A 16,098-nucleotide genomic window follows, 5' to 3' on the forward strand; every position below is an offset into this window, starting at 1 on the left:
GTAAGATTTTGCTTTTACAACTAGGTAAATTATTACAATCTAAATTCGTCATTATTGGGGCAATGGTGCTGTTACTTACTTGGTTTTCTGCTGCTTTTGCTGTAGATCGGCGTAGTATCTTTCTCCCTGGAGAAACTTCTAACGGTCATGTTCTGTTTGAAAACTCTTGTAAATCTTGTCATGAAGGCTTTAAACCAGTAACTAACGAAACGTGCAATCGTTGTCATGAGGCTGAATTGGCTACTGATTTTCATAGTGAAAAGAAATTTCGCGATCCTCGTTGGGCGGAGTTACGGGAAAATCTTGATGTATTAACTTGTACCGCTTGTCATGAAGAACACGTTCATATGTTTGGTAGAGGAGTACATCTCCAGCCAGATTTATGTATGGCTTGTCATCAGGGAGTTATTGAAGGAGAACTAGCCAGCCATAATGACTTTACCCCTGACGGTTGTTGGACTGGTGGCTGTCACAATTTCCACGATCATCGCTCGATTTCGACGGGGTTTTTACGGAAAAATCTCGATCGACCTTGGATTTTACCCGAACCTGCTCTTCCAGAAAGAACAGTGGAAGTCAAGTTACAAACTCCTCCTGAAGCAGATTTGATTGAAGCATTTCTGAAGGAGGGAAAATAGTGAAGAAACGAGGATTAAGGAGCGAGAAACCAGGAAAAATACCCTTTCTCAAGAAAAGAATCCAAATTAAGGCTCTATTTTCTAGTTTATTTGTAATTGTTCTTTTAATCGTTATTAACTGCTTTTTTATAGCGGAAGAGGCGAAAGCTGACAAAGTAACTCAGAGCCAGTTAGAAGAGATTGAGCAGCAGTGGCAAAGTAGCGCGCACGCTTTAGCCGAGGTTAACTGTTCTAGCTGTCACCAAGACGAAGCTACCAAACAATTAGTAGCCAAGCCCACAGCAGAAAGTTGTCGTAGCTGTCATGAAAACTCTGTAGAAACTTTTCTACTAGGAAAGCATGGTATTCGTACTTTAGAATCTTTATCGCCTTTAACTCCAGCGATGGCTCATTTGCCGATGAAAGACTCAGCTAAAGATTTACAAATGAATTGTAATAGCTGTCATAATGTCCACTCGGTAAATACTGCTGTTGCAGCAACAGATTCTTGTTTGACTTGTCACAATGACAATCATTCTCTGAATTATCAAAATTCTCCCCATGGGGGAATAATAAAAAACCTTAGTACTTTACCCCGTCCCAACGAACGAGCTGTTACCTGTGCTACCTGTCACTTACCCAGAACGATAGTCGGCGAAACAGTTTTAGTCAATCACAATAATACTTACACTTTACTACCACGCGATCGCATGGTCAAAGAAGTTTGTCTGAATTGTCACGGTGTAGAACACGCCTACAACAGTATCTTCGATGATGAGATAGTCGAAGCTAACTTTGCTCATCCCCCCACTCAAAAGATGCAAACCTTTGAACTGGTAAGAGCATTAGAGAAGAAAAGATCGAGCAAAACTGAATGATCGAACCCTAGCTGCAACTAGGTTTTTTGATTATTCAACATCACTCAATCCTTTAAAACTAAGATCATCCTAATAATGAAAAATATCATTCGTACGATAAAAACTCGAACAATTGGCTTAATTGCTGTAGCCGTCACTGTCGCTTTTACAGCGATCGCTTGTAGTGGTAGTGGCACAACTCAATCTACCACAGAAGTGGGCATTGCGCCTGAAAAAGTAGTAGACTACATCCACACTGTATTACTAGCAGATCGTACCGCATACACTAAACACGTAGTTAACCGCCTCACCAAATTAGAAGGAAAAGAAAAACCTGAAGGAGTAGTCGATGCAGAAGCTACTGAAGGTTGGCAAGAAACAGGTGGTGTACCTCTTCCCGCACAAATGTTCCGTTTAGGTTCAGAAGTAGCTTTAGAAAACACTACTGAATTTACTTATGGTCTAATTTCCACTTGGAATATTAACGATAGCCACAAGCCTCAAACTGAATTTGAACAAAAGGCAATGGAAGAAGTCAATCAAACTGGTGAACCTTACAAAGACTATCAAGAAATCGGTGGGCAAACCTATTATTCTGCTGTTTATCCAGATAAAGCAGTGGCAGAAGCTTGTGTAACTTGTCACAATACTCACCCCGTTCATTTAGAACGTTATCCCGATAAGAAATTTACAATGGATGATGTTATGGGTGGCATTATTATCAATCTACCTGTAGATCAATCATAGTCTATTTATTTCCTTGCTTAAGGTGAGCAATTTATCAACTATTAGTTTAAGAATTCCCGATCGAAGAAGCAATAAATAGATAAAAAATATAGATAAAAAATATATTGAATATATCTTTTGTTTCTAGCTTCTAAATTTTATTTAGAAGTAACTGGTAACTAATAACTGACTATTCATGCTCGCCTTTTCTTATTTCAAAGATTGTTATGAAACCTAAATTTACTACTTTAATAATATTAGTATTTCTTTCCGCAGCAATTCTTGCTCCTTTTGCTGTTAGTCACTTGTACGAACCAATCATTAGGGAACAATCATTTGATTTTTTATTATTTATTAAAGGTAATCTTTATAAACAAATTACAGGTTATATTTCTCTAGTTTTTGTAATTTTAGAAATGGTTTTAGTTGCTAGAAAAAGAGGTAGAGGCTGGATTATAAAAATCAAAATACCTGGTTCAATTAAGTTGTGGCGCAAACTTCATATCTTTTTAGGTGTTGGCTTGTTAGCAATAGTATTAGTCCATACCATTGGACTTAACGGTTTAAATTTTAATGCTATTTTCTTATCGATATTTTTTGCTGTTAGCCTATCCGCATTAGTAGGAGTGACCGCAGAGACAGGCGTTGTAGAATCTCCTCAAAGAAGATTTTTTAGCTGGCTACCAAATAAAAATGTTCAAGAAAAAGCTATCCCAGGTATTTCTAAAAGTACCCTAATTCGTAACTTAAGAAGTTTTTGGTTGGGTACTCACATTATTTTAGTTGCCATGTTTTTTGTAATGCTAGCATTTCATATATTTTTAGCTTATTATTATCAGTAACTTCATTAAGTACATTGCATAACAAACAAGGACATTTATCAATTGGATTATCGGGAAAACCAATTAATCTATCTGTGTCCATCTGTGTTTATCTGCGGACTAATATTGTTCTATATTAAAATGCAAACCGCCGTAAGTACCCGTGCAAAATAAATTACGAGCGTGGAGATAGGCAAGAGTCAAGACTCGCGCGACGCGCGCCCCGAAGGAATTCCTTTAGGGAAGCTATATGCGGAGCGGTATCCTTTAGGAGTCCTTTAGGGCGTTCCGACAGCACGAAGAAACCTTATCCCTTCGGTGTATCCTTTAGGGCAGCAGGTTCACTCGTCAATTATGAGTGTGTAAATAATTATGCCCAAATACTTATTTTTCAAATCAATTAATTTTGTTTAGGTAATTATCTATCATAAAGACAGTTTGAGCAAAAACTATACAAAATCAAACTATCAAGAATTAACTAATTGCTTAACTTTTAATCCCTAATTTCTAATTCCTCGAATAATCATTTTAAAAACTACAGGGTTAAATTTGAAAGCGGTTAAGCAGTTTAAATCTTCCATTTCTCTAGTTGATAAGCACTATCCCAGAACATCCATTCAAATTGCGATGCGCGGTAGAAAACTTGATTCATTAATTCGAGTTCTTTAACTGAAGCTTTTTCTGCTTCTCGATCTGCTACTTGAATAACATAATTAACTGAAGCTTCAAAATCAGCATCGATATAAGTATCAATCCATTTTTGATAAGAATTAGCCTTGGCACTTGCTGTTTGATAAATATGTTTTCCTACTTCTAAATAAATCCAAAAGCAGGGTAAAACCGCAGCTACTGTAATAGCAAAATTATATTGATAAGCAGTAGCAATTAAAAAATTTGTGTAATTTAAACAAGTAGGAGAGGGATTCGTTGCTAAAGCGTCTTGGGCTTTAATGCCAAATTCGACAAAGAAGTTTTCATGTAAAAGACGTTCCACCACAATAGCTTCTCTAACACTGTTAGCAAACTTTAATTGTGTATCTGGTTGTGGTGCTTTAGCTGAGATAATAGCTAAAACGCGAGCAAATTCACCAAGATAAATGCCATCTTGAATTATGTAGTGTTGAAATATTTGTTTATCCAAAGAACCTGATTCAAGTTCTTTAACAAAAGGCATTTCTAAGATAGCTTGGTAGATATTTTCAATGTTTTTCCAAGCTTGAATCGAAAATTGCATAATATCTTAGTTTCTATAGTACAGGATTTCTGCTTTTTGGCGATCGCTAATTATAACAAGAGTAGCAAAAGTTAAGGCTTAAAAAAAAGATTAGTATTGCCCACCCGACACTTTAATTAACAACTAATCGCTATCTTTTTGAGATGATTTGTTAATAATAAACTCTGGGACAAGATCGGGCATTAAAGATGATTCTATAACAGAGCCTACTAAACGATGGGGTGCTGCTTCACCAGGAGAAAGCATGGTATCGGAAACATTTGCTTCTTCTGATGATTGAGGATCTTTTTCTGGTAGCCAACCAATAAAAAATAGGGGTAAAAGAGTAGAAAGATTTGTGATAATTACTAACAACCAGAGTCGATCAAAATTAGTTTCGGTAATGCCTAAAGCAGAAGTTAACAAAGCACCAAATTCATTTGATAACAATAAAGATAAATTCCAGATAGACATTAACAGCGCGAACAGAGTTGCTTCCACACCTTTAGGACATAAACGAGCGGATAAAACTAATACTGGCATCCAGGTAATTTGTCCCATAACTGTTAAAATGAGGCTATCACCCAAACTAAACAAGCGATCGTCGATGCCCAAGGCTCGGTTAGCGTGAGTTACCAGTAAAAGAGTTGTCATACCTAATCCAGCAGCAATCACTGTACTCCAGCCCAAGATTTTACGAAAGGGAACTTGTTTAAGATATTTCTGAAAAATAAAGATACCTGCTAAGGAAGCCAAGCTACTAACTAAACGAACTCTTCCTAAAAATTCTGGTTCAAATCCTAATTCGTTGGTAGTAAAGAAGAAAAAAGCTGATTCTGCATTAGGGGTAGCTTGCCATATAAAAAGAAAGAGTGCAGGTAGCCAAATTGATTTTTGTTTTACAGCATTCCAGAGTTGAGTTATTTGATTGCTAACTACAGATTGAGATGTTTCTGCTTGTTTTTCGGTGGCGGAGATTTTTTCTTCAGCAATTAACCAAGCAACCGCAGATACCAATAAAGGGAAAGTAGCCGTAATTTCAAAAACAATACTAATACTGAGATGCTCTAGTAGCCAACCACTTAAATAAGCCGTTATCAAACCTCCCAATGCAGAAAAACCCCAACAGAGAGATTGTAAAGAGCCAGCTTGTCCGACGGATTCTTCTCTAGCTCTAGCTACTACCAAAGAATCTACAATAACGTCGCTAATGGCAACAGAAAGAGATGTTATTAAAATGGCAATGGTAGCGGTTAAACTACTATCTACGATAAATGCTAAAGCTAACCAGGATAATGTGCCTAAAAAGCCTGATAAGATGAGATAGGGTCGTCTACGATAGCCAAAAATGGGTATCCCATCAGAGAGAAAACCAAAGACAGGTTTAATTATCCAAGGTATCGAAGAAATTCCTGTCAGTGCTGCTACTTCAGCAGGAGTCAATCCAATATTGTCTTTCAGAAAAAAGCTGACTGCTAAACGGGCTAATCCTAAAATCCCTTGAACAAAATAAACGGTGAGAATTGCGAGTAATTCTGGAGTTGGTTCGTTTCCAAATAAAACTTTCTCTTGTAGTAGTTTTTTAAAATCTTTTAGTTCAACGGAGGATACAGCCATGAAATATCTTTAAGTTTTGTAATCTTATCTATTTATCATAAGCAATCTTACTTATTATGACTTCTCTCTTTCGTCAGAAAGCTTTATTTTTAGGACGTAAAAGATTATCTCTCTCTATTTCTCAAATACTATTTTCTGTGGCTAGTGGTGTAGCTAGTGGTTTTATAACAACCATGGTTGTAGCTTTACCAGTTAATCATCTTGATGCAGTGGTAGAGCATTTGCAAGGAATCATGACAGCATCTGTGCAAGTAGCAGAAAAGCCAAAAATTCAGGTACAGATGACTACTTGCCAAGTTAATGTTCCAGAAAACGATCAGGCTAATTCAGTATTTTTGTACCAAGAGCAAGGAATTGTCGGAAGATTGGATCGACCTTATCGTCAAAGATTTTTAGAAATTACAACATCGGAAGAAGCGAATAATTTGGTGTACTCTCATTCTTACAAGCCAAGCAATTTAGAACAGTGGACTAATTTTTGTAACTCTGAAACCAGAACCGCATCACAAACACAATTAGGAGAATTAATCTGTACTGTAACTCTCAAGCCTTTTTTAAGTATTTATGCTGGTAAAACGCAATCAGGAGGCTGTCCCGCTCAGGTTCGGGGTGCAGTAAAGATCACCAACCAGATCATTTTGCATCAAGATGGTATGGATACCTGGGATCGGGGTTTTGATGAGTGGGGTAACCAAGTATGGGGTGCTAAAGATCGAGCTTATCAGTTTCGTAGATAGGGATCGATTCATGAATTAACCCGACAATTTTAGACAATAAACTAATTAATTGTTGCTTGAACTCTAATAAATTCGAGGGGTAAATTATCAGTATCAGCAATAAAAGCTACTTCATAAACACGATCGCCGATCGCTTGTTGAGTAGGTTCTAACAATACTTTGAGGGGAAGATCTAAGTTAGGATTATCTGCCATTGCTGCGGTGTATTTGGCTCGAAAATCAGCTAACCAAGAGGGCAAATCGGGGGTAATCTCTGTAAGATCGAAAGAAAGATGATAATACCCCACATAATGCTCATCGTTAAAAGCATCGGGGGCTGGTTTAGGTTCTGGTATTTGAATAAGCTCGATTCTACCGTTTACTCCTGTCATCCAACAGGCTAGAGTATAACCTGTGGTAAAACGTTCATCAACGGTAAAATCCAGTAACTCATAGAATGCGATCGCTCTATGAATATTAGCGGTACGAATCGAAGCGTGATGCATTATTCAAATAAAAAACGATAGGGGTAATGACGGGGAACTCCAGGCTCTTTATCCAGGGCAAAATTGATTACTTCCCAACAAGATTCTTCTTCAGAATCGGGACTAAATGATACGGGTAATCCATACAATCTGGGAGTTTTAACTGTTCCTTCCTCTTGCCAAGGATGACTGCGCTCTAGATAAGAACTTACTAAATCTTTGTAACGACTAGCAATAGTTACTTGAGTTGCTCGAAAACCTTCTGTATAAAGCCGATCTAAAGCTTCATGAATTTCAAAACGAATCCCGTCAGGATGGGTATGTTGACGATACCATTTGTTATCCCAGCGTCGCCAGCATCTTCCAGAGGGTAAATGCACCAATTCTTCTGTTTTGGGGTCAGCCTCAAACGCTCCGTGACGGGGACAAAGATAGGTATCCGTCAAAGTCAATGCAGGAATTGTTTGACGACAGTGGGGACAACTGATTTCTGAACCAAATATAGGATACTGTAAACTGAGATTCATTTTTAAAAGTGTTTCTTTTAGCTTAATAACTATCGTCCAATATTGTTAGAGATTTAATTAAATAATACCGATTATTTACAGACTTTGCGATCGCTATGAACAAATCTTTGATACCTACTACCTCCTTTTGGCAACCTGTAGATGTTTCTCAAGCAGCCTTTATCGCTAGTAATGCTGTGGTTATGGGCAGAGTTACGATTCAAGAAGGAGCAAATATCTGGTACAGTGCAGTGGTTAGGGGAGATGTCGAAAAAATTATTATTGGTAAATACAGTAATGTTCAAGATGGTGCAATTTTACACGGCGACCCAGGAAAGCCCACTATATTAGAAGATTATGTAACTATTGGTCATCGTGCTGTAGTCCATTCCGCTCACATTGAAACAGGCTGTTTAATTGGCATTGGTGCGGTGGTTTTAGATGGGGTTAGAGTAGGCGCAGGAAGCATTATCGGCGCAGGATGTATTGTAACAAAAGATGTCGAATCGCGATCGCTGATGGTAGGAGTTCCCGCCAGAAAAGTCAGAGCAATTACTGATGAGGGAGTAGCGGAATTAATCGAACACGCTCAACGTTACCATAAGCTAGCTTTAGTTCATGCAGGACAGGGACACGATCTCGGATTTGTGTCACAATAAAAGACTATAGACCAGATGAAATTAGGAAGTAATCTAGGGTTATTTCCATGGTAAATTTGGATCGACAAAACATTAAGATTTTGTTATTTTTTAGGATAAATTTAAAAATTGAGAGGAAGAATAACTATGGATTTTCGTCTTGTACTCGTTCTTGGACCTTTGGCGATCGCTGCTGGATGGGCTTTATTTAACATTGGTGCTGCTGCTCTGAGACAATTACAAAATTATCTGGGTAGAGAAGCCTAAACCATAGACCGAAAGTAATTACAAAAAAATTATTTTTAAATAATCATCAGCCGATTCTTGCTCACTATAGTAGGAGTCGGTTTTTAAGTTTACTGTGAACATCTGTTAACAAAATCATTGAGAATCAAGATTCTAGAGTTAAGATTCTTGCGTTCTCTTAAAGGTTCATTACTCAGGAGGAAACAATAAAAATATGTTTAACACTGTTCTTTTTCCCGTAGATCGCAGTCGAGAAGCCAGAGAAGCAGCAGAGGTAGTTAGTAATATTGTAAAGACTTACAACAGCCGTCTAGTTTTACTTTCGGTTGTTGAAGCCAAACCAGATAATGACATGAATTCTGAACCAGAAGTAGCCAAACTGCTTCAAGGAGCAAAAGCTTTGTTTGGAGAGCAGGGAATTACCGCAGAAATTCTCGAAAAAGAAGGAATTCCCTCTTTTACTATCTGTGATGTGGCTGATGAAATTAATGCGGATTTAATTATCATGGGTTCTCGCGGTTTAGGTTTAGCTCAAGAAAATCCCAACGAAAGTGTCGCTCATAGAGCGATCGATCTTGCTCCCTGTCCAGTAATGATTGTTCCCTAACATTTGTGGCAATTTATACATACAATCTGGACAGTAAAACTAAAGATTTCAAATATTCTTTGGGAATCAAACTAGCTTATGGTTTAATTTCTGTACTACCTGTTGTCTAGCTATCTGTATTTGGTATGACTAATTCATCACCCCAAAATCCCCCACCTTCATCAGATGAGCAACGAATACGTCTGCAAACTCGTAATCGAGTTCGTCAAGAAACTATGGATGAATGGATTGCTATTATCGTCGCCTTTGGTACTATTGGAGCAATTCTTTTCTGGTCTTTAGGTTTTAGAGAACATAGTTTTTTATCTACTCGGTGGAATAAAATTTTTGCTCGTTCAGGAGATATCTTAGAAAATGATCAAAATATAGATAGGGAAGTATTTACAACAGCAGACAATTTAGAAACTACAGATACTCAGTTAAGAACTTTTGAGGAAGAAACCTTTGCTTTATCACCACCATCTTTTTTTAGTGACGCTCTCTATAGCGCAGAAAGTAGTGCTGATAACCAAGGACTGAAAAATTCTTTAATTGTTGCTGTGCCTTTAATTGGTGCTACTAGACCAGAAATAACTAGACCAGAAACTACTCCACCAGAAACTACTCCACCAGAAACTACTCCACCAGAAATAACTAGACCAGAAATAACTAGACCAGAAACTACTCCACCAGAAACCGAGCCAGAAGCTACCGCTCCAGAAACCACTGCTCCAGAAACTACTCCACCAGAAACCGAGCCAGAAGCTACCGCTCCAGAAACCACTGCTCCAGAAACTACTCCACCAAAAACCGAGCCAGAAGCTACTACACCAGAAACTACTCCACCAGAAACCGAAACGGTAGTTTCTTTTACAGACGTAACAGATACACATTGGGCGTATCCATTCATTCAAGAATTAGGAGAACAGCAATTAGTTGCAGCCACCTCAGACAACAATTTTGAACCCGATGATTTAATTACTAGAGCGGGAATGGCAACTTTAATCAGTCAAGCCTTCGATCGACAACAAACTATAGACAGCAAAGATTTCCAAGATATCGATGATGGTAATGTTATTGCCGAAGATATTGATAAAGCCGTAGGAATTGGTTTTATGAAAGGCTATTCTGATGACGAATTTCGTCCCGCAGTAAATATTACCCGATATCAGGTATTAGTTGCTTTAGCTACTGGTTTAGGATTAGAACCATCTGGCGATCCTTTATTTATTCTACGAGACTTTAGCGATCGCGATCGAATACCTAAATGGGCAATCAGCCAAGTAGCTGCTGCTACCGAAGCGGGTTTAGTAGTTAATCGTCCTGATTTTGATTTACAGTCTCTCAACCCTCAAGAACCAGCAACCCGCGCTGAAGTTGCAGCGATGATTTATCAGACTTTGGAGCAAATGGATCGAGTAGAGGGAATAGATTCTTCTTATATTGTGCCAAATCCATAAATTCATAAATTAAGAAATAAGAAGTAAGGAGTGAGTATTATTTCATTCCTTAGCCCTTATCCTTCATCCTTCATCCTTTATCTATCCTTCTTTTGGTGGTGCTTTGCGAATTTCTGAATAGAAGGAGGTATTAGTAATTCCTGTAGAATTTTTAATCACAGTAGTACGTAATCTTAGATTATTGCTAGCAAACCAGATGCGTTCTTCTACACCAATTTCTTCTGTCTCTATGGTTAAAGTCAAAGCCTCATCTTGACCAATAACATAAATACCAGAAGCTTTTGCGACAGCCTTGGGAGTTACATTAGTTAATAATTTCCCTGTAGTAGTATCATCACCATCAGAAACAAAAACGATCAAAGAAGAACCTTGCTGTTTAGGTTTTCCCCAGTCTACAGAAGTATCCCAACTGTATGATAAACCGCCTAAACTTTGTTTAGGGTCAATGCGATATTGTTGACAAAGTTGAGTAATTTTGGAGTCTTCAGGAGGAATCGTCGCAATATTTAAGTCTGCTTTGCCACTTTCGGTTTTTTCGCCACCTAAGCTGTAATTAGTGCGTTGGCTAAACCAGTTACCCGAACAAAGATTTAAAAAAGTTTTGATATCCATCTGGGTTGCAGTTTCAGTCATAGTAGTATCTATTTTTCTGAGCAATAATTTTGATTAAACAAAAAGACTCTGTTGTCTACTGAAAAATTGTATAGAATTATAGACGCTATGTATACAATGCTGTGGCTGTAGGATAATTCCCCTTTATTATTATTTATTCAATGATCTATCAAGAAAAAACTAGAGATTTAGTCGCCGAATACATTTCTTTATCATTAGCGATTAGCAAGCTTATAGAAAAGCAAGAAAAAGATTGGGGATGTTTTCAAGTCAAAAAAGAAGGAGATTTTTCTTCTTTATATATTCCTAGTTTACCTAGTTTTAAGCTTTATCAAAACCCTAAAAGTTTAATTTATCGAGGCTATTGGCGACAAGCTAATGAACTTCCAATTCCGACGGACACAAAAAGTTTTCCTCCTGATTTCTGGATTAAGAAAAAACAAAAAAAAGTTAGAATTACTCAAGGTGCAGAATCAAAAAAAGTGGAAGATAGAGAACAAGAATTAATTTATGAATTCAAATCTGAGACAAAAGATAAGCCACTTAAAAAAGTAATAACAGTAGATAAAAAACAACGTATTTATGAAATTGTTTATCGTTACAATTCTATTTTAGAAATTAGGGTTGTCAATCAATTAGTTGCTAATTTTTTAAAAGAAAAAATTATCGCGAGTATCGTTGCTGTTCCTGAAGGAGAAATATTTCCTTTAGTTTTAGTAAGTAATCCTGAATAATTCTGAATGAAAATATCTCTAATCTCATATGGTAATCAGCAAAAGATTAGTTTCATGTTGTTAGCAAAACCCCAAAATCTTGTAGGGACGTTTCAAAAAAACGCCTCTCTACAATTCTGATAATTATGTTAACGAACCTAGCCGTTAATATCGGGCAAAATAAAGTTAGAAGTACCATCGTTAGCAGCACTATAAACGATCGCCGAATCTAAAGCAGAAATCACACCATCACTATTAACATCAGCCACCAATAAAGGATCGATACCCTCATAGGCTTGAAACTCAGTGATTAAACCTGCTGCTGCACGAGAAATTCCGTAAGCATCCGCGTTAGTGTAAGCACCATCATTATCAACATCTCCTAAATTTTCAATGCGACCAAAAACCACATAAGCTTCCCCTGCATCACGGATTGCATCGGACTGACCCACTGGAAAATTATTAGCTTGAGGCGCACCAACTAAAAGATCGTCAAGACCATCACCATTAACATCTCCTAGATTGCTAACAGATTCTCCAGAGCGATCGGCAATTGTTAAGTCTTGACTACCAGTAATTCCATCAATAGCAAAGCCTTGATTAATATTGAGGTCGGCTAAATTGAGAGTGGGAGCAAAAGCTTCTCCTGATTCTTGACCAAAAACAACATAGCTAGTTCCTCGATTATTTCCAGTACCAACAGCACTAACTACGAAATCATCTACGCCATCATTATTCATGTCTCCCGCAGCAGAGATCGAAGTACCTAATTGATCGTCAACTCCAACACCATTGACAGTAAACCCATTGCTACCATCAAGACTAGACAGAGACAAAGAGGTTTCTGGAAAGCCGTTTTCTGTCCCAAAAACAACATATCCTTGTCCTGCATTGTCATTGCCTACATCAGCAACAGGTGCGCCAATACCAATATCATTTCTACCATCACCATTGACATCTCCTAGGGCTGATATTGAAGCTCCAGAAGAATCTCCCGCAGCAACCCCATCAATAGTAATACCATTAGAACCCAAATTAGCAAGATCGAGTTCACCAGCAGCAAATCCTCCAGCTTGACCGAAGACAACATAAGTTGTTCCTGCATTCTCTCCTGCATTGGGATCGGCACGGTTAGCACCAATCAAGAGATCGTCTACGCCATCACCATTAAGATCTCCTGCGCTACTAACGGAGAATCCTGAAAAATCGTCAGGGCTAATTCCATTAATGACCAAGCCATTAGTACCATCTAAAGTAGTTAAGTCTATATTTTCGGTAAATCCTCCCCCATCTCTACCAAAAATCACATAGCTTGCTCCAGCATCTTCAATGCCATTAGCATCAACAAAGTTAGCACCGATTACGACATCAGCAATGCCATCACCATTTAAGTCCCCTGCATCGCTAACTGCACCACCAAGGCGATCTCCTTCGCTAATCCCGTTCACTATAAAGCCGTTTGTGCCATCTAAAGCGTTTAAATCGACTCCACTACCAATAGAAGGGTTACCAAAAACAACGTAGCTACTTCCTCGGTTATTAGCAGTACCGTCAGCACCGATAATCAGATCGTCAGTACCATCACCATTAATATCCCCTGCATTACTTACAGCGTCTCCTAAGCGTTGTTGATCGCTAATACCATTGATGTTAAAGCCACTACTTTCATCAAGGTCTGAAACTGCAACACGACTGGCAAAATCTTCGTTGCTACCAAAAATTATTGAGACTTGTCCTTCATTGTTGCTACCAGTAATATCTACGTCTCTAGCACCGACTAGAATATCTGCAAGACCATCCCCATTAATATCTCCTGCACTACTCACAGCGTCTCCTAAACGCCCATCTGGAGATACACCCTGAATAAGAAAACCGTTACGTCCGTTTAATACGGATACATTGATATTAGTCATAGTTTTGACAATGCTAGTTTAGTTAATAAAAAAAAATTTAGTTTGATATTAAGTCCCAATAGTAAATTAACTGAAATTTTCTGTTTCGTCAGCATGGTTATTCTGAGCTATTCTAGCTTTACAAAGTTCCAAATATTTTTTAAAGAGATATTTTGTGAATTTTAATTTTAATTTTATTGGTAAATTGGGATCGCGTAATGACCACTGTTAATTCTCTTTTAAAGCCTTTTCAACGTTTTGGCGTTAATTTAGGTCTAAAACGAATTGAGCAATTGTTAACCGACTTAGGAAATCCCCATCATCGTGTTCCGATTGTCCATGTAGCAGGCACTAATGGTAAAGGTTCGGTATGTGCTTACTTATCTTCGGTATTAACTGAAGCAGGGTATCGAGTAGGACGTTATACCTCTCCTCATTTGGTAGATTGGACGGAAAGAATTACTCTTAATGAACAATCGATCGCAGAAGATGCTCTCATTGCCGTATTAAAAGAGGTCATTGCTAACGCTAGCCTAGCTAAAGATACCCCTACTCAATTTGAGGTAATTACCGCAGCAGCATGGCTTTATTTCGCGCAATCACGGGTAGATGTAGCGGTGATGGAGGTGGGTTTAGGGGGTAGATTGGATGCCACTAATGTTTGCGATCGCCCTTTGGCTAGTATTATAGTATCTTTGAGTAAAGAACATTGGCAACGTCTCGGCCCTACAGTAGGGAAAATTGCTCAAGAAAAGGCGGGTGTCTTAAAAAAAGATTGTCCTGCTATTATTGGCTCTCTACCTCACGAAGCAGCAGTCGTTGTTCAAGCAAAAATTACCGAGTTAAATTGTCCTGCAATCTGGGTTAAACCAGCAGTGGAAATTGAATCTCAGGGCGATCGCAGATGGGCGCGATACCAAGATATTGACTATCCTTTACCCTTATTAGGGGAGATGCAATTAAACAACTCGGCAATTGCGATCGCAACTTTCCAAATATTACAACAACAAGGCTGGCAAATCAATACCCAAGCAATTATAGAGGGTATGGCAAAAACTCAATGGCAGGGTAGAATACAGTGGTCAAGCTGGCGCGGTTACAAGATGCTCATTGATGGAGCGCATAATCCAGCAGCAGCTAAGTTTTTACGACAATATGTAGATACCCTGAAACAGCCTGTAACCTGGTTGATGGGAATGCTTTCGACTAAAGATCATCAGGATATTTTTCAAGCTTTATTACGCCCTGGAGATCGATTATACCTAGTGCCAGTGCCAGATCATAGTAGTGCTGAGACTCAAGATTTAGCACAATTGGCTTTACAAGTTTGTCCCAATCTAGAAAAATGCCAAACAGAAACAGATTTATTGACTGCTTTAAAAAATATTACTCAAGAAACAGATAATCAAGAGAAATTAATTGTGTTTTGTGGTTCTCTTTATCTTATTGGTTACTTTTTTAGACATGAAAACGATTTAAAAAGATAATTATCTCTTAAAAAAATCAATTATCTCATAGCAATTTTCATTTGTCTAAGGTAAATCTTGGTGAATTTAGCGAAGAAGACTTTCGCTGTTTTTCACGCTTGTTTAAGCTTGTAGTTTATGAGTTTAAGAACCACATCGCGATCGCTTAAATTGTCTTTCATTAAGTTATTGTGAATAATCGATATACTATTCTAATTTATTTATAGATTTGATTGCATTTATTTATAGATTTGATTGCAATCAAAAAAAACAAAAATTCAGATATTAAGAAGAAAAGTTATTAGCTGATAACTGATAACTGAATTACTGAAAACAAAGAGGTGCTGGTTTATCAATCCCGTAACCTTGAGCGTAATTAACCCCAATTTCTTTTAACTGAGCGATGATATCATCATTTTCCACAAATTCAGCGATCGTTTGAATATTCATAACTTCCCCAATACGATTAAAACATTCAACCGTTGCCCGATCTATAGGATCGTTAACAATATTTTTGACAAAATTACCATCAATTTTCAGGTAGTCTACAGGAAGATTTTTTAAATAGTTTAAAGAACTCATTCCGCTACCAAAATCATCCAGAGCAAAAGAACAACCCAACTCTTTAATTTCACTAATAAATCTAGCTGCTTTACTTAAATTATTAATTGCAGCAGTTTCCGTAATTTCAAAACAAATTTTCTCAGGAGCAACATTATGAAAAGCAAATTGTTCTTTGAGAAATACAAAGAATTGATCGCTATTAATACTAGCTCCAGATAGGTTTATTGTATAAATTGTGTCACAAAATTTCGATGTCTTGTTTAATTGACAATAGTTTTGATAGCTATCAAGAAATTTACTAATTACCCAACGATCTATAGTAGGCATTAAATCATAACGTTCTGCTGCGGGAATAAATGCCAT

General features: G+C 37.6%; 18 protein-coding genes. 11 read left to right on the forward strand and 7 right to left on the reverse strand.

Annotated elements, in window-relative coordinates; translation table 11 throughout:
* Positions 1-8 precede the first annotated feature (8 nt).
* The 4 genes from H1P_RS09265 to H1P_RS09280 all read left to right on the forward strand — a co-directional run bounded on the left by H1P_RS09265 (position 9) and on the right by H1P_RS09280 (position 3,042).
* Entirely contained in the window at positions 9-638 is a 630-nt protein-coding gene (locus H1P_RS09265) for a cytochrome c3 family protein (RefSeq protein WP_246141559.1), read from the forward strand.
* The gene (locus H1P_RS09270; protein WP_246141560.1) at positions 638-1,495 is read left to right on the forward strand and encodes a cytochrome c3 family protein; all 858 of its coding nucleotides are present in this window, start codon (positions 638-640) and stop codon (positions 1,493-1,495) included. Before H1P_RS09265 ends, H1P_RS09270 begins: the two co-directional genes overlap by 1 nt.
* A gap of 75 nt (positions 1,496-1,570) precedes the next feature.
* Positions 1,571-2,221 (forward strand): Tll0287-like domain-containing protein, encoded by a 651-nt coding sequence (locus tag H1P_RS09275; protein WP_144866491.1) that lies wholly within the window; start codon positions 1,571-1,573, stop codon positions 2,219-2,221.
* A 206-nt stretch (positions 2,222-2,427) separates the two neighbouring features.
* Positions 2,428-3,042: a hypothetical protein gene (locus H1P_RS09280; RefSeq protein ID WP_144866495.1), complete on the forward strand. Its 615-nt coding sequence runs from the start codon at positions 2,428-2,430 to the stop codon at positions 3,040-3,042.
* A gap of 547 nt (positions 3,043-3,589) precedes the next feature.
* Here the strand turns inward: H1P_RS09280 and tenA are convergent.
* Both tenA and H1P_RS09290 read right to left on the reverse strand, forming a co-directional pair.
* Positions 3,590-4,255, reverse strand: coding sequence for a thiaminase II (gene tenA, locus H1P_RS09285; protein ID WP_186375903.1), 666 nt, complete (start codon positions 4,253-4,255; stop codon positions 3,590-3,592).
* A gap of 123 nt (positions 4,256-4,378) precedes the next feature.
* A complete protein-coding gene (locus tag H1P_RS09290; protein WP_144866500.1) occupies positions 4,379-5,851 on the reverse strand; it encodes a folate/biopterin family MFS transporter in 1,473 nt (490 codons plus the stop codon).
* A 56-nt stretch (positions 5,852-5,907) separates the two neighbouring features.
* On the opposite strand from H1P_RS09290, the gene H1P_RS09295 reads away from it, so the two are divergent.
* Entirely contained in the window at positions 5,908-6,588 is a 681-nt protein-coding gene (locus tag H1P_RS09295) for a chromophore lyase CpcT/CpeT (protein WP_222426994.1), read from the forward strand.
* A gap of 41 nt (positions 6,589-6,629) precedes the next feature.
* Here H1P_RS09295 and H1P_RS09300 read toward each other — a convergent pair whose 3' ends face one another.
* Both H1P_RS09300 and H1P_RS09305 read right to left on the reverse strand, forming a co-directional pair.
* Positions 6,630-7,073: a VOC family protein gene (locus H1P_RS09300; RefSeq protein WP_144866502.1), complete on the reverse strand. Its 444-nt coding sequence runs from the start codon at positions 7,071-7,073 to the stop codon at positions 6,630-6,632.
* Positions 7,073-7,579 (reverse strand): TIGR02652 family protein, encoded by a 507-nt coding sequence (locus H1P_RS09305; RefSeq protein ID WP_144866504.1) that lies wholly within the window; start codon positions 7,577-7,579, stop codon positions 7,073-7,075. Before H1P_RS09305 ends, H1P_RS09300 begins: the two co-directional genes overlap by 1 nt.
* Positions 7,580-7,674: 95 nt before the next feature.
* Between H1P_RS09305 and H1P_RS09310 the strand changes: the two genes are divergently transcribed.
* The 4 genes from H1P_RS09310 (at position 7,675) to H1P_RS09325 (ending at position 10,488) form a co-directional block, all read left to right on the forward strand.
* A complete protein-coding gene (locus H1P_RS09310) occupies positions 7,675-8,217 on the forward strand; it encodes a gamma carbonic anhydrase family protein (RefSeq protein WP_144866506.1) in 543 nt (180 codons plus the stop codon).
* Between the two features lie 126 nt (positions 8,218-8,343).
* The gene (locus H1P_RS09315; RefSeq protein WP_222426995.1) at positions 8,344-8,463 is read left to right on the forward strand and encodes a photosystem II protein Y; all 120 of its coding nucleotides are present in this window, start codon (positions 8,344-8,346) and stop codon (positions 8,461-8,463) included.
* 193 nt (positions 8,464-8,656) lie between these two features.
* On the forward strand, positions 8,657-9,049 hold the full coding sequence (locus H1P_RS09320) for a universal stress protein (protein ID WP_144866508.1): 393 nt from the start codon (positions 8,657-8,659) through the stop codon (positions 9,047-9,049).
* Between the two features lie 125 nt (positions 9,050-9,174).
* Complete coding sequence (locus H1P_RS09325; RefSeq protein ID WP_144866510.1) at positions 9,175-10,488, forward strand: S-layer homology domain-containing protein; 1,314 nt, start codon at positions 9,175-9,177, stop codon at positions 10,486-10,488.
* Positions 10,489-10,569: 81 nt separating this feature from the next.
* On the opposite strand, the gene H1P_RS09330 is transcribed toward H1P_RS09325, so the two are convergent.
* Positions 10,570-11,121 (reverse strand): phycobiliprotein lyase, encoded by a 552-nt coding sequence (locus H1P_RS09330; RefSeq protein ID WP_246141562.1) that lies wholly within the window; start codon positions 11,119-11,121, stop codon positions 10,570-10,572.
* A gap of 140 nt (positions 11,122-11,261) precedes the next feature.
* Here H1P_RS09330 and H1P_RS09335 point away from each other — a divergent pair, with 140 nt between their 5' ends.
* The gene (locus H1P_RS09335) at positions 11,262-11,834 is read left to right on the forward strand and encodes a hypothetical protein (protein ID WP_144866512.1); all 573 of its coding nucleotides are present in this window, start codon (positions 11,262-11,264) and stop codon (positions 11,832-11,834) included.
* A gap of 137 nt (positions 11,835-11,971) precedes the next feature.
* On the opposite strand, the gene H1P_RS09340 is transcribed toward H1P_RS09335, so the two are convergent.
* Positions 11,972-13,726: an FG-GAP repeat protein gene (locus H1P_RS09340; RefSeq protein ID WP_144866514.1), complete on the reverse strand. Its 1,755-nt coding sequence runs from the start codon at positions 13,724-13,726 to the stop codon at positions 11,972-11,974.
* A 197-nt stretch (positions 13,727-13,923) separates the two neighbouring features.
* Between H1P_RS09340 and H1P_RS09345 the strand changes: the two genes are divergently transcribed.
* Positions 13,924-15,192 (forward strand): bifunctional folylpolyglutamate synthase/dihydrofolate synthase, encoded by a 1,269-nt coding sequence (locus tag H1P_RS09345; RefSeq protein ID WP_144866516.1) that lies wholly within the window; start codon positions 13,924-13,926, stop codon positions 15,190-15,192.
* A 303-nt stretch (positions 15,193-15,495) separates the two neighbouring features.
* On the opposite strand, the gene H1P_RS09350 is transcribed toward H1P_RS09345, so the two are convergent.
* Positions 15,496-16,098 (reverse strand): EAL domain-containing protein (locus tag H1P_RS09350; protein ID WP_144866518.1); only part of this gene is annotated, 603 nt, incomplete at its 5' end.

Source organism: Hyella patelloides LEGE 07179 (assembly GCF_900659865.1).
In the GTDB taxonomy this organism is placed as follows: Bacteria; Cyanobacteriota; Cyanobacteriia; order Cyanobacteriales; family Xenococcaceae; genus Hyella; species Hyella patelloides.